A 13,998-nucleotide genomic window follows, 5' to 3' on the forward strand; every position below is an offset into this window, starting at 1 on the left:
TAAAAGGCGGTAAATCAACTGAAGATAAAGATGAATTATTTGCTTTCTATAAATATCCAGATAGTATTCAAAAATCAATTTATACAACTAACTGGATTGAAAGAGCCAATAAAGAAATCAGAAAAAGACTTAAAACAATGAACAGTTTACCAAATGAAAAAGCAGCAGAAAAAATATTATATCTTAAGATCTTAGACTATAATTCTAAGTGGTCAGAACGAAGATTAAAAGGATTTTTAGCTGCTAGAGATAAGCTAATTCAACTATTTGAAGAAAGATATTAATTTATTTACACAAAATACTTGACGTTACCTTATTGGAAGGAATGAAATTTATATATGAGAGAATTTTTAGAATTGAATCCATTAGAAAAATTTTGGCAGCAATTAGAATCTTGCTTAGAAAAAAAGAAGCTGCAGGTTGAAAAAATTAAACTAAATAATGCTGCAGGTAGAATTTTGGCTGAAGATATTTTATCTCCAGTTGATTTACCGCCTTTTAGTCGTTCAACAGTTGATGGTTATGCTGTTAAAGCTGCTGATACAGCAGGGGCTTCAGCATCAATGCCGACCTATTTAGATATAATTGGCAGTGTTCAGATGGGCCAAAAGACAGAAATTGAATTAAAAAGTGGTCAGGTAGCAGCTGTTCCAACTGGGGGAATGATTCCCCAAAATGCAGATGCAGTTTTAATGATTGAAGACACTGAAAAAATAGAATCTAAGATGATTGAAAGTTTTAAAGCACTTGCTGTTGGAGAAAACATTGTCCAAAAAGCTGAAGATATTGGTGCAGGAGAATTGTTATTTAAAAAAGGTCATAAAATTATGGCCCGAGATATTGGAGCCTTAGCTGGTCTAGGAATAACAGAATTTGATGTTTTTCAAAAAGCAGCTGTTTCTATAATTTCAACTGGTGATGAACTAATTCCCGCAGAAGCAAAAGCCAAAGCAGGACAGATTCGAGATATCAATAGTTATTCTATTGCTGCTTATTTAGATAAAATAGGTGCAGAAACAAAAAAAGTTGGTATTATTAAAGATAAATTTGATAACTTAAAAAGTGCTTTACAAAAAGAATTAGGACAAGATTTGGTTTTAATTTCAGGTGGTAGTTCGGTTGGAATCAAAGATATGACAATCGATTTACTTAATTCTCTAGGAGAGCCAGGTGTATTGTTACACGGTCTGGCCATTAAACCAGGGAAACCAACTATTTTAGCTGATATTGAGGGGACTATTGTTGTCGGTCTGCCCGGTCATCCTGCTTCAGCCTGGACTGTAAATACTGTCCTATCAGCTGAAATTGTACGGGTTTTAAATGGCGAAAAAAAGCCTTCAGAAATGGGCAGTGAAAATAATAAGTATTTTATTGAAGCAGAATTGACAAGAAATTTAGTCTCAGATAAAGGCCGTGAAGAATATATTCCGGTAAAAATAATTGAGAAAAATGAAAAATTATTTGCAGAGCCATTACTTGCAAAATCCAGCCTGATCACCAATTTAGCCTATGGTGATGCAGTGCTAAAAATCCCTCAAAATAAAGAGGGAATTGATAAAGGGGAATTAGTTAGATTAAAATTAATTGAATAATAAATAGAAAAGAGGTATTTAATTTAAAATGGTTAAAAAATATTTAAATAAAATCTCATTAGCAGATGCCCTAGCTAAATTAGAAAATAGATTTAAAAATTTAAGAACTGAGACCGAAAAAATTCAAACCGTAGATGCAGAAGGAAGAATTACTGCTAGACCTTTTTATGCAGAACGTTCAGCTCCCGATTTTTATGCATCTGCAATGGATGGAATTGCAGTTCAAGCTCAAAAAACTGCTGGAGCCAGTGAAAGATCGCCAATTAAACTGAAAATTGGTAAAGAAGCTCAGCCTGTAGATACTGGTGATCCCATACCAGAAAGATTTAATGCAGTTATAAAAATCGAAGAAGTAAACCAAGTTGAAAAAAAATATTATGTGATTGAAAAAGGAGTTCCACCCTGGAATCATATCCGTTCTATTGGCGAGAGTACTGTCAAAGGTAATTTATTGGTTACTACAAATCATAAGCTTAGTGATTATGATCTAGCAGCTCTTTTAGAAGCGGGAGTCACTGAAGTTGAAGTCTATAAAAAACCATTAGTATCAATAATTCCAACCGGTGATGAACTAGTCAGCGCCGAAAAAAAGCCTAAAGTTGGTGAATTAGTAGAATTTAATTCAAAAATGGTTAAAGCAGCTTTAAACAAGTGGGGAGCCAAAGTTAAAATAACAGAAATTTTAGCAGATCAAAAAGAAATTATTAAAAGCAAAATGCTGCAGGCAGTTGAGGCAAGTGATCTTGTAATTGTTTTATCCGGATCTTCTGCCGGCAGAGGTGACTTTACAATAGATATTTTACAAAATGAAGGAGAAATCTTATTTCATGGTGTAAATATTATGCCTGGGAAACCTCTGATTGCAGCTCAAGTAAAAGATACACCTGTATTTGGCTTACCAGGTTATCCACTTTCTGCCTGGCTGGATAATCAGCTTTTTATTAGAGAAATAGTTTATTTACTTCAGGGAGACCAGGCTCCAAAATTTAATCAGATCAAAGCAGTTGTAAACCGTAAAGTTCCATCGGAAATAGGTTTAGAAGAGTTTTTAAGAGTTAATTTAATTAGTAATAGTGAAAATGAGTTCACTGCAGTTCCTTTAAAAAGGGGATCTTCAGCTATGGAATCAATGCTGAAAGCAGATGGAATTATGAAAATAGGTGAAAACAAAGAAGGCCTTCATCCTGGAGATCAAGCTCCAGTTATTCTTTTAAAAGAAAAAAGTAAAATAGAAAATGATCTGCTTTTAATTGGAAGCCATGATTTAAGTTTAGATTTAATTAGAAATGAAATCAGAGAAAGAAACTATAATTTTGACTTAAAACTGCAGACTGTAGGATCAATGGCAGGTCTAACAGCTCTAAAAAGAGAAGAATCTCATTTAGCGGGTGCCCATCTTTTAGATCCTGTAACAGGTGAGTACAATATTTCTTACTTAAAAAGATTTTTTAAAGGAGAAAAAATATTTTTAGTCAATTTAGTTCAGAGAGAACAGGGTTTATATCTTAAAAAGGGAAACCCTAAAAATATAGAAGACATTAATGATTTAAAAGGAGAAAATATTAATTATATTAACAGACAGCGTGGTGCAGGTACTAGGGTCTTATTTGATTATCTTTTAAAACAGAATAAGATTCAGCCGGCAGAAATTTCTGGTTATGAAAAAGAAGAGTTTACACACATTGCAGCTGCAGCCGCTGTAGGACGGGGTTCAGCAGATGCAGCTTTAGGTATTAGAGCAGCAGCTGAAGTTATGGATGTTGATTTCTTGGCTTTAGCTGAAGAAAAATATGATTTAATAATACGAGAGAAATATATAGATGATCCCCGGGTCAAAAAATTAATAGAACTCTTAAATCAAGATAAAATAAAAGCTAAAATAGAAAAACTTGGGGGCTATAACTGCCAGGAAAGTGGAAAAATTAAAAGCTTAGAACTTTAAAATGGAGGCAATTAAATGCAGAAATTAATTGATCAATTTGGAAGAAAAATAGATTATTTAAGAATCTCAATAACTGACCGCTGCAATCTTCGCTGCCGTTACTGCATGCCTGCAGAAGGAGTCAGAGAAAAAGATCACTCGGAGATTTTAAGCTATGAAGAAATAATAAAAATAGCCAAAACTGCTGTTAAAATGGGCATTAAAAAGATTCGTCTAACTGGTGGTGAACCATTAGTTAGAAAAAATGTGGAAGCTTTAATTAAAGAACTTAACAAATTGGATTTAGAGGATATTTCAATGACCTCTAATGCTGTGGCTCTGGCAGATAAAGCATCTTCATTAAAAAAAGCTGGTTTAGATAGGATTAATATCAGCTTAGACAGTTTGAGTTCCGAAAAATTTGAGAAGATCACACGGCGTCGGGCTTTAAGCTATGTTTTAGCTGGAATTGAAGCTGCACTTGAAGCAGATCTCAAACCTGTTAAAATTAATATGGTAGTGATGAAAGGGATTAATGATAACGAGATATTAGATTTTGTGGAATTAAGTCGAAATAAAGAACTAAATATTAGATTTATAGAATATATGCCTCTGGGAGGCGAAGCAGAAGCTGAGAAATTTATCAGCAGTAAAGAAATTAAAAAAATAATTGCAGACAAATATAAATTGCTGCCTGCAGTAACTAAGGGCAGTGGGCCTGCCAATTATTTTAAAGTCGAAGGTGCTTCAGGTACAATTGGCTTTATTTCTGCCCTTAGCGAACATTTCTGCAGCAGTTGTAATCGACTGCGTTTAACTGCTGATGCCAAAATAAAGCCCTGCCTGGCAGGTAATCAAGAAGTTAAGATTAAAGAAATAAATAGTTCAGAAATTGAATCAGCATTTATAGAAGCACTAAAATTAAAACCGGCCTGTCACCATCTTGATTTTGCAGAACAGGCTTATAATCGAAATATGTCACAAATTGGAGGCTGAAAATGAATAAAGAATTGTCACATGTTGACCAGAACGGGAAAGTACAGATGGTAGATGTTTCAGAAAAGAAAACAACCAAAAGAACCGCCAGAGCTGTAGGAGAAATTAAAATGCAGCCTGAAACTTTAAAAAAAATAAAAGCAGGTAATATAAAAAAGGGAGCTGTAATTGAGACTGCAAGAATTGCAGGAATCACAGGTGCTAAAAAAACCTCGGATTTAATACCTATGTGTCACCCTTTACTTTTAAGCAGTATCAAAGTTGATTTTGACCTAAACTTTGAAAATAAAATAAAAATATTTTCAGAAGTTAAAAATAGCGGTCAAACTGGAGTCGAAATGGAAGCTCTGACTGCTGTTAATCTAGCTGCCCTTACAATTTACGATATGATTAAAGCAGTTGATAAATCAATGGAGATCGGATCAATCAAATTAATGTACAAAGCAGGAGGAAAGAGTGGGATTTATGAGCGAGAAGAAAAATAAATTTAAAATAAGAACAGCAGTTTTAACAATTAGCGATAAAGGCTCACGTGGAGAAAGAAAAGATCTGAGTGGCCCAATTATTAAAGAAATGATGGAAAAAATTGGAGCCGTAATTGTGTATGAAGATATCATTGCTGATGAAAAGGCCGAAATAAAAAAAGCTTTAATTGAGATTTCAGATCAGAAGCAAGCGGATTTGATTTTAACCACAGGTGGCACAGGTTTTGCCAAACGTGATATTACTCCTGAAGCAACATTAGAAGTAATAGAAAAAGAAGTGCCGGGAATTCCAGAAAAAATAAGAGCTGATACCCTTGCCAGAACACCTCAGGCTGCATTATCAAGAGCCAGAGCTGGTATTAGAAAAGAAAGCTTAATTATCAATTTTCCAGGAAGTCCCAAAGCAGTTAGAGAATGCTTGGATGCAGTAATAGAAATTATTCCCCATGGAGTAAAGATTTTAAAAGGGGAAATTACAGAACACCGTCACAGCAATGACAACAGTCATCAACATGATCATAATCATTAACTAGTTTTTTAGAGATTCGGCTATTTTTTTCTTAAGAATTAAATAAATAAAGATTATTTAAGAAATAAAAATTACAGAGGTGGAATAGATGGAAGCTAAAATCAAAGCAGTTTGCTTGAGTGAAGAAAAAGGAACAACCAAAAAAGTAATAGAGGAAGGGATTTTAATTGAAAATTTTGGTTTAAAAGGGGATGCTCATGCCGGCAAATGGCACCGTCAGTTGAGCCTTTTAGATGAAAGTAGTATTGACAAAATGCGAAACCAGGGTTATGAATTAAAATTTGGAGATTTTGCTGAAAATATTACAACAGAAGGCTTAGATAAACTCTATGAACTTCCAGTTGGACAAAAAATAAAAATTGACGAAAAAGTTATTATAGAAGTCACTCAAATCGGAAAAAAATGTCATCATGATTGTGAAATTATGCAAAAAATAGGTGATTGTGTAATGCCGAAAGAAGGAATCTTTGCCAAAGTAATTAAAGGTGGCTTAATAAAAGCTGGAGCTAAATTAGAACTTATTTGAATATAATTTGATTTTTAAGAGCAGATGTTTTAATATTTAATTGTAGATATTTAAAATTTAAAGAAATTACATAATTATCAAAAATAATTTCTTTTTTAAGGAGGAATAACAATGGAAATGATAGGGGTCAGCGCTTCTTCAAGTAAGGCTGGCAAGACTACTTTAATTTCCTTAATGTTAAAGGATAGCTGTGCTAAAACTGCAGTTATTAAAACATCAGTTAATAATGATCTTGACCAATATAAGGTGATTAATGATCCTAGAATAATTAATCAAACAGGTACAGATACCGCCAGGGTTGTAGAACACGGAGCAGATAAGGTGCTGCTTTTAGAAAGCCCTGCTTCAGAACTTCCAACAGCTTATCAGCTAGCTCGCAATCTTTTAGATGATGATATAGAAAGATTATTTATCGAAGGTAATACAATAATTAATTTTTTAAACCCTGATTTGTTATTTTATTTAGAAAATCAAGATAAAGCTGAAAAAGAATCAGCAAAGATGGTAAAAAATAGAGCTAATGTCAAGATTAATACAAACACATTATTATCAGCTGGTAAATTGGGTGATTTACCATTTACAATCCAGTCAGACAAAATGACATGTTATCAGTCACATCTTTTGGCTGAACTTTTAAAAATGTCAGTTCCTAGAGTTGGTAAGGTAGTAAAAGAACAGAAGGTTAAAATAGTAAAATGTCAGCTTGGACTCTTTTAGTTGTATTGGCAGCAGCCTGGTAAATATTAGCAAATTAAGCTTAACTTTAAGTAATTTGCAAAATTTATCAGCTTCCTGCCATTATTTTTTTGCTAAACTTGACTAAGAGTCGAAAAAGTGATATAAATTTATATAGACCAACTAAGGAAGGTGAATATTTTGCGAAAAGCAACAATTACAGGTCTGGGTAAATATCTTCCAGATAGAATAATGACAAATCATGATTTAGAAAAAATTGTGGATACTAGCGATGAATGGATAAAAACAAGAACAGGTATAGAAAAAAGAAGAATTGCAGCTGAAGATCAGGCAACATCAGATTTAGCATTTGAAGCTGCCAAAGAAGCTTTAGCAGATGCAGAACTTGCAGCTGAAGATCTTGATCTAATTATTGTAGCAACTATCACACCGGATATGATGTTTCCAGCAACTTCCTGTATTGTTCAGGAAAAATTGGGAGCAAAAAATGCAGCAGCTTTTGATTTAGGTGCTGGTTGTTCCGGTTTTGTTTATGGCTTAAGTACAGCAGTAAATTACATTGAGTCTGGAATGTATGATAATGTTTTAGTTATTGGAGCCGAGGTCTTATCAAAAATTTTAGATTGGGAAGATCGAGGAACCTGTGTTTTATTTGGTGATGGAGCTGGTGCAGCTGTAGTTTCTGCTGCTGACAAAGGTGGATTCCTAGCAACTGATTTAGGAGCAGATGGTACTGGTGCAGATACCCTTTATCAACCAGCTGGTGGATCAAGAACTCCTGCCTCACATGAGAGTATTGATAACCGGGGCCATTTTCTGAAAATGGAAGGTACTCCAGTCTTTAAATTTGCAGTTAAAACAATGGGTAAAGCTTCACTTAAAGTACTTAAAAAAGCTGGAGTAAAAAAAGAAGATGTCAATCTATTAGTTCCTCATCAGGCAAATACCAGAATTATTGATGCAGCAGCTAAAAGGTTAAAATTAAATGATGATCAGGTTTATGTTAATCTACCCGAGTATGGGAATACATCTGCAGCTTCAGTTCCGATTGCTTTAGCAGAGGCCAAAGAAAAAGGATTAGTCAATAATGGTGATAAGATTGTCTTGGTTGCTTTTGGAGCAGGTTTGACCTGGGCTTCGGCAGTAATTGAATGGAATGATCTTAAATAATATTGAAATAAAACTTTAAAGAAATAAAACTGTAAAAATGATTTTAAAATAAAATTGGCTTAAATTAATTGAAAAATCACAGTAAAAAAATATATAATAAAAGATGAATTGAAAGATAAGTGAAAAAAATATTAAACTGGAGGCTTTCAAATGAGCAGTAATTTAGTTTTTATGTTCTCAGGACAGGGTTCACAGTATGTTGGAATGGGAAAAGAATTATATGAGAATTATGAAGCTGCAAAAAGTATTTTAGATAAAGCAGAAGAAATAGTAGATTTTGACTTAAAAGATATGATTTTTAATGGTCCAGAAGCAGATTTAAATAATACAAAAAATACACAACCTGCTATTTACACTGTAAGTGCAATGATCAAAGCAGTTCTAGCTGAACATGGATTAGACGCAGCAGCAGCAGCCGGACACAGTTTAGGAGAATATTCCGCTCTTTATGCAGCCGGTGTTCTTTCTTTTGCAGATGGTCTGAAATTAGTGCGCCGCCGTGGTGAACTAATGGACCAGGCTGATCCCGAAGGGAAAGGAACAATGGCAGCTATAATTGGCCTGGCTGATAAAGAAGTAGAATCAGTTTTAAAAGAAATAGATGGTATTGTTACTGTGGCTAATTATAATTCTCCTGGTCAGGTAGTTATTTCCGGAGAAGTTACAGCAGTTGAAGCTGCAGGTGAATTGCTGTCAGAAAAAGGAGCCAAAAGAGTAATCCCCTTAACTGTAAGTGGAGCTTTTCACTCACCACTTATGGAGCCAGCTAAAGAAGAACTAAAAAACACTATAGAATCTGTGGAATTTAAAGATGCTCAGATTCCTTTAATCGCTAATGTCACAGCTGATTATGTTAAGGAAAGCAGTGAAATCAAGTCGGCTTTAATTAAACAGTTAAATAATAGTGTCCGCTGGGTAGAGACAATTGAGAGATTTAAAGAAGATGGTTATGAAGATTATGTTGAAGTTGGCCCAGGCCGAGTGCTAAAAGGTTTAATGAGAAGAATTGACCGTTCACTTAATGCATATAATGTTGAAGATGAAAAAAGCTTAAAGAAAACATTAAAAAAATTAAAATAGAACTTATTTCGACTTAGGAGGAGAATATTTAATGGATAAAAGAGTTGTAATTACAGGTGCAGGTGTTGTACATTCACTGGGCTTAGAATTAGACGAATTTTGGGAAAATATTAAAGCAGGTAAATCAGGTATATCTAAAATCGAAAATTTTGACGCTTCAGATTATCCGAGTCAAATTGGAGCAGAGCTAAAGGATTTCGATCCAGGAGAATACATAGATCGTAAGGAAGCTAAGCGTTTAGCCTTATACAGTCAGTACGCTATCGTAGCAGCAATGAAAGCAGTAAAAAATTCCGGTTTAGAAATCAATGAAGAAAATGCTGATCGTGCTGGAGTAATGGTTGGTTCAGGTATTGGTGGAATAGAAGTTTTCGAAGAACAGGTAGCAAAGCTTAATAAAAGAGGACCTAGAAGAGTAAGTCCTTTCTTTATTCCGATGATGATTTCTAATATGGCAGCTGGTAATGTAGCAATTTATACTGGTGCAAAAGGACCTAATGTTAACCCAGTAACTGCTTGTGCATCTGCTACAACAGCGATTGGAGAAGCTTTTGAAACAATAAAAAGAGGTGCTGCTGACATTATGATTGCTGGAGGTACAGAGGCTTCGATTACACCATCTGCAGTGGCCGGATTCGGTAATATGAAAGCTTTATCAAGTAGAAATGATGAACCGGAAAAAGCAAGTCGTCCTTTTGATAAAGATAGAGATGGTTTTGTAATTGGAGAGGGTGCAGGAATAGTAATTTTAGAAACTCTGGAAAGCGCTAAAAAAAGAGGTGCTGATATTATAGCTGAGGTAGTTGGCTATGGTGCATCTGGAGATGCTTATCATATTACCTCTCCAGCTCCAGAAGGAGAAGGTGCAGTTAGAGCTATGAAAGCTGCTATAGAAAGAGCTGGAATGCAGCCAGAGGAAATTAATTATATTAATGCTCATGGTACCTCAACACCATTAAATGACCAATATGAATCAACAGCAATTAAAAAATTATTTGGAGACCATGCTTATAAGCTAAAGGTATCTTCTTCCAAATCAATGACAGGCCATTTATTAGGTGCTGCTGGTGGGGTTGAAGCAATAATTTCTGCTATGGCAGTCAAAGAAAATATCGTGCCTCCAACAATGAATTTTGAAGAAGGTGGAGAAGGCTGTGACCTAGACTATCAACCAAATCAAGCTGGAGAAGCAGAATTAAATGCAGCTTTAAGTAACTCCTTCGGTTTTGGTGGTCAAAACGCCTGTATCATTGTTAAAAAATATCAAAATTAATAACTAAAACTAAAATAAAATACTTTAATAGCTGTTTAACTAGTTAAAATTAACTTTGGATAAATTTGCTATTAAAAATAGAGATAAAGATCTGCTCAAGAAAAAATCGGGCAGGTCTTTTATTTTATTGTCCTAAATAATTGAAATAAGGCTGGAAAAAATATATAATCAAGCTGTTAAGTGATAATTTCAAAAAAATATTTTAGAAATAATAAGTTAAAAATAAGCACTAGAAAATGATTATTACAAGTTGATCACAGTTCTAAGATTCTATTATATTTTAGGAAAGAAGGTATTTTTTAATATGAAAGTATATGCTCTTGTTGGGCCCAGTGGAACAGGTAAAAGCCACCGTGCGGTACTTTTAGCAAATAAATATCAGATACCCCTGATAGTTGACGATGGTCTGCTGATCTATGCCGGTAAAATAATGGCAGGCAGCTCTGCTAAAAGAGAAGAAAGTAAAATGGGAGCAATTCGAAGGGCTCTTTTTTATGATGAAAAACAAACAGAAGAAGTAAAAAAATGTCTTAAAGAAATAGATGAAGATAAAATATTGATTTTAGGCACTTCTACGGGAATGGTTGAGCGAATTGATGAGCGATTGGAACTTCATGGAATTGACCAGTATATTAATATTGAAGAAATTTCTTCAGCAGAGGAGATAGAAAAAGCACTTTCAGTCAGAAATAATGAAGGCAAACATGTCATTCCGGTGCCAACTATTGAAGTAGAGCAAGATTTCTCAGGTTATCTGCTGCATTCACTAGAACTATTTTTCAAAAAAGATGATGAGACAGTCCGCCATGAAAAAAGTATAGTTCGGCCGCGTTTTAGCTTTTATGGAAACTTGAGCATCAGTAATCGAGTACTGGTAAGTTTTATAGAGTATTTGATTAAGGATTTTGAGGAGATTACTGCTTTCAAAAAAGTAAAAGTTGAAGAAATAAACAGCCAGCTTATTGTTGATCTATCTTTAGAAATTAGATATGGTTTAATTATCACAAATTTTGTTAATGAATTCAGGTCAGCACTAAAAGTACATTTAGAAAATAATACAGGAATCAATGTTAAAGAAATTGATATTGAAATTTATTCTTTAAGTGTTGATTAAGATATTTCATTAAGTTATTGAGGGGGTAAATAAATTGAGAAATTATCATGCCAAAAAAATGGATAAAGATTCAATATATCCATATCAAGACTGGAAAATCACCGAAGAGGAATTTTTATTAGAAAATAATCATCACAATGAAGCTATTTTTTCTCTTGGTAATGGCTATCTTGGTTTAAGAGGAACTTTAGAAGAAGATTATCCAGGTAGTGAAGAAACAACAACTCCTGGTTTTTATATTAACGGAGTCTATGCTTCAGAAGAAATTATTTATGGGGAAGAAGCACCTAATTTACCCAAAAAAGGTCAGACAATGATTAACTTAGCTGACTGGAGTGAAATTAATTTATATATTAACGAGGAAAAACTAAATTTACTTAAAGGCAAGGTTTTAGATTATAATCGGGAACTAGATTTAAAACAGGGAGTACTTAAAAGATATATTATCTGGGAAGATCGCCAGGGAAGAAAAATTGAAATTAAAATTACCCGCTTGATTTCATTAAGCAGAGAACATATTGGTGCAATTAGGTATCAATTTAAAGCAATCAATTTTTCCGGTAAAATTAGTCTTAACTCAGCCATTAATGGTGATGTAAGCAATCATCATCACTTAAGAGATAAAAAAGCTTTAGAGGTAATAGAAAGCGAAGTTGACAGTAAAAGCGGCCATCTACTGCACGATGTTAAAAGTACTAATTTTAAAATAGCATATGTTGTGGAACATTCGATCAAAGGTCATACTCAAGATAATTGTAAAGTAAAAAAGAGATCTTCAGATAATAGAATTGATTGGATTTTTGAAATCAGCGCCAGCCAGGGTGAAGAATATACAATTGACAAAATTGTAGGTGTCAACCACAGTCAGGAAGCTGGAGAAAACCCCCTTAGTGATGCCAGAGCCTCAGCGGCAAGAGCTTCAATTTCTGGTTTTGAAAATCTTCTCGAAGAACAGGCAGAATTTATGACAGGTTACTGGCAGGATGTAGATGTTAAAATAGATGGAGACGATGCTTTACAGCAGGCATTTAGATTTAATGCCTTTCATATACTACAGGCTGCTGGAAAAGATGGTCAGACTAGTGTTGCTGCCAAAGGAATCAGTGGAGAATATTATGAAGGCCATTATTTTTGGGATACAGAAAGCTATGTTCTTCCTTTTTATGCTTTTCAGCGTCCAGAAGTAGCACGCAATCTGCTGCTTTTTAGATATAATACACTTGATCAGGCAAGAAAGAATGCTGAAAGAATAAAACTGGATGGAGCCTTATTTCCCTGGAGGACAATTAATGGGGAAGAGGCCTCAGGATTTTTTATGGGGTCTACAGTCCAGTATCATATCAATGCTGATATTGCTTATGCCTTAAATTTATATTATCAGGTTAGCAATGACCAGGAGTTTATGGAAAACTTTGGTCTTGAAATTTTAGTTGAAACAGCTAGAATGTGGATCAGCCTGGGTAGCTATATTCCAATGAAAGATAATAAGTTTTGTTTTAATACAGTCTGTGGACCTGATGAGTATAAGCCTGGTGTCAATAATAATGCTTATACAAATTATATGGCTAAGTTTAACCTGGATACTGCAGTTAAAATGGCAGCGATTATCAAAAAAGAAGCACCTGAGAAATATAAGCGTCTGGCGGAAAGAATCGGCCTGACTGAAAAAGAAATATCTGAGATGAAAAAAATAAAAGAAGATATCTATCTTCCGTACAATAAAGATTTAGAAATCACCCCTCAGGATGATTCCTTTCTTTATAAAAACCCAATAGAAGTGGATAATATTCCAGAAGAAGAATTGCCGCTGGTTAAAAATTGGCATCCATTAATCATCTGGCGTTATCAAGTAATTAAGCAGGCAGATGTAATGCTGCTGATGCTGCAGCTTGGAGACCAGTTTAGCCAGGACTTGAAGCTTAGAAACTATGATTACTATGAACCTAAAACAACCCATGATTCTTCACTATCACCGGCAATTTACAGTATAATTGCCTCGGAAATAGGTTATAAAAATCAGGCCTATAATTATTTTATGCAGACTGCCCGACTTGACCTTGATGATTATAACGAAAATGCCTATCAGGGGATACATACAGCCTGTATGGGCGGAACCTGGCTTTCACTAGTACAGGGCTTTGCCGGCATGAGAATGTTTAATGGAAAGCTATATTTCCATCCCCATTTACCTGATGGTTGGAATAGTTATCAGTTTAGACTGCGTTTTAAAGGTAGTCAAATAGAGGTGACAGTTAAAGAAAACACTGTTAAATACATGCTGATTTCAGGTGATAAGGTAGAATTTAAACATTTTGAGCAGTTAATTTCATTAGAAGAAAGTAATTTAGCAGAAAAAGTAAAATTATAAAAAAAGTACAATAAAAAAAGAAAGACAGAAGATCAAAAATAATCAAAGCAGGTGTAAAAATGGATTATAAGAAAAAAATATATATATTACTTGCGGTAGGTATTTTCTTTTTGTCTACCTCAGGTGTTTTAATAAAAGTAGCTACTGCACCACCATTAATAACTGCTTTTTATAGAATGTTTTTTACAGTGCTAATTTTAACTCCATATTTTTTAATTAAACACAGAGCTGATGCGCGTTATTTTTTA

13 protein-coding genes and 1 pseudogene are annotated in these 13,998 nt (G+C 34.1%); all 14 read left to right on the top strand.

Features of this window, described 5'->3' with window-relative positions; translation table 11 throughout:
• The coding region (locus CI949_RS09710) for a transposase (protein WP_290765747.1) at positions 1 to 284 on the top strand (284 nt) is incomplete at its 5' end.
• Positions 285 to 338: 54 nt separating this feature from the next.
• Positions 339 to 1,592 carry a gephyrin-like molybdotransferase Glp gene (glp, locus tag CI949_RS09715; protein WP_089723225.1) on the top strand — a complete coding sequence of 418 codons (1,254 nt, stop codon included), beginning with the start codon at positions 339 to 341 and terminating at the stop codon, positions 1,590 to 1,592.
• A 28-nt stretch (positions 1,593 to 1,620) separates the two neighbouring features.
• A complete protein-coding gene (locus tag CI949_RS09720) occupies positions 1,621 to 3,534 on the top strand; it encodes a molybdopterin biosynthesis protein (protein ID WP_089723224.1) in 1,914 nt (637 codons plus the stop codon).
• 15 nt (positions 3,535 to 3,549) lie between these two features.
• Entirely contained in the window at positions 3,550 to 4,509 is a 960-nt protein-coding gene (moaA, locus tag CI949_RS09725) for a GTP 3',8-cyclase MoaA (protein WP_089723223.1), read from the top strand.
• Between the two features lie 2 nt (positions 4,510 to 4,511).
• The gene (gene moaC / locus CI949_RS09730) at positions 4,512 to 4,994 is read left to right on the top strand and encodes a cyclic pyranopterin monophosphate synthase MoaC (RefSeq protein WP_089723222.1); all 483 of its coding nucleotides are present in this window, start codon (positions 4,512 to 4,514) and stop codon (positions 4,992 to 4,994) included.
• Positions 4,975 to 5,523 carry a molybdenum cofactor biosynthesis protein B gene (locus CI949_RS09735; RefSeq protein WP_089723221.1) on the top strand — a complete coding sequence of 183 codons (549 nt, stop codon included), beginning with the start codon at positions 4,975 to 4,977 and terminating at the stop codon, positions 5,521 to 5,523. The genes moaC and CI949_RS09735 overlap by 20 nt, the downstream gene beginning before the upstream one ends.
• A gap of 88 nt (positions 5,524 to 5,611) precedes the next feature.
• Complete coding sequence (locus CI949_RS09740) at positions 5,612 to 6,049, top strand: MOSC domain-containing protein (protein ID WP_089723220.1); 438 nt, start codon at positions 5,612 to 5,614, stop codon at positions 6,047 to 6,049.
• Positions 6,050 to 6,160: 111 nt separating this feature from the next.
• Positions 6,161 to 6,766 (top strand): hypothetical protein, encoded by a 606-nt coding sequence (locus CI949_RS09745; RefSeq protein WP_089723219.1) that lies wholly within the window; start codon positions 6,161 to 6,163, stop codon positions 6,764 to 6,766.
• A 159-nt stretch (positions 6,767 to 6,925) separates the two neighbouring features.
• Complete coding sequence (locus CI949_RS09750) at positions 6,926 to 7,915, top strand: beta-ketoacyl-ACP synthase III (protein WP_089723218.1); 990 nt, start codon at positions 6,926 to 6,928, stop codon at positions 7,913 to 7,915.
• A 150-nt stretch (positions 7,916 to 8,065) separates the two neighbouring features.
• Positions 8,066 to 8,995 (top strand): ACP S-malonyltransferase, encoded by a 930-nt coding sequence (gene fabD / locus CI949_RS09755; protein WP_089723217.1) that lies wholly within the window; start codon positions 8,066 to 8,068, stop codon positions 8,993 to 8,995.
• A 31-nt stretch (positions 8,996 to 9,026) separates the two neighbouring features.
• Positions 9,027 to 10,268, top strand: coding sequence for a beta-ketoacyl-ACP synthase II (gene fabF, locus CI949_RS09760; RefSeq protein ID WP_089723216.1), 1,242 nt, complete (start codon positions 9,027 to 9,029; stop codon positions 10,266 to 10,268).
• Positions 10,269 to 10,572: 304 nt separating this feature from the next.
• Positions 10,573 to 11,382 carry an Asp23/Gls24 family envelope stress response protein gene (locus CI949_RS09765; protein ID WP_089723215.1) on the top strand — a complete coding sequence of 270 codons (810 nt, stop codon included), beginning with the start codon at positions 10,573 to 10,575 and terminating at the stop codon, positions 11,380 to 11,382.
• Between the two features lie 34 nt (positions 11,383 to 11,416).
• Positions 11,417 to 13,750, top strand: a complete 2,334-nt coding sequence (locus CI949_RS09770; protein ID WP_089723214.1) for a glycoside hydrolase family 65 protein — start codon at positions 11,417 to 11,419, stop codon at positions 13,748 to 13,750.
• A gap of 59 nt (positions 13,751 to 13,809) precedes the next feature.
• A pseudogene (locus tag CI949_RS09775) lies at positions 13,810 to 13,998 on the top strand (EamA/RhaT family transporter); the annotation flags it as partial.

The sequence above is a fragment of the Halanaerobium sp. genome, assembly GCF_003070835.1.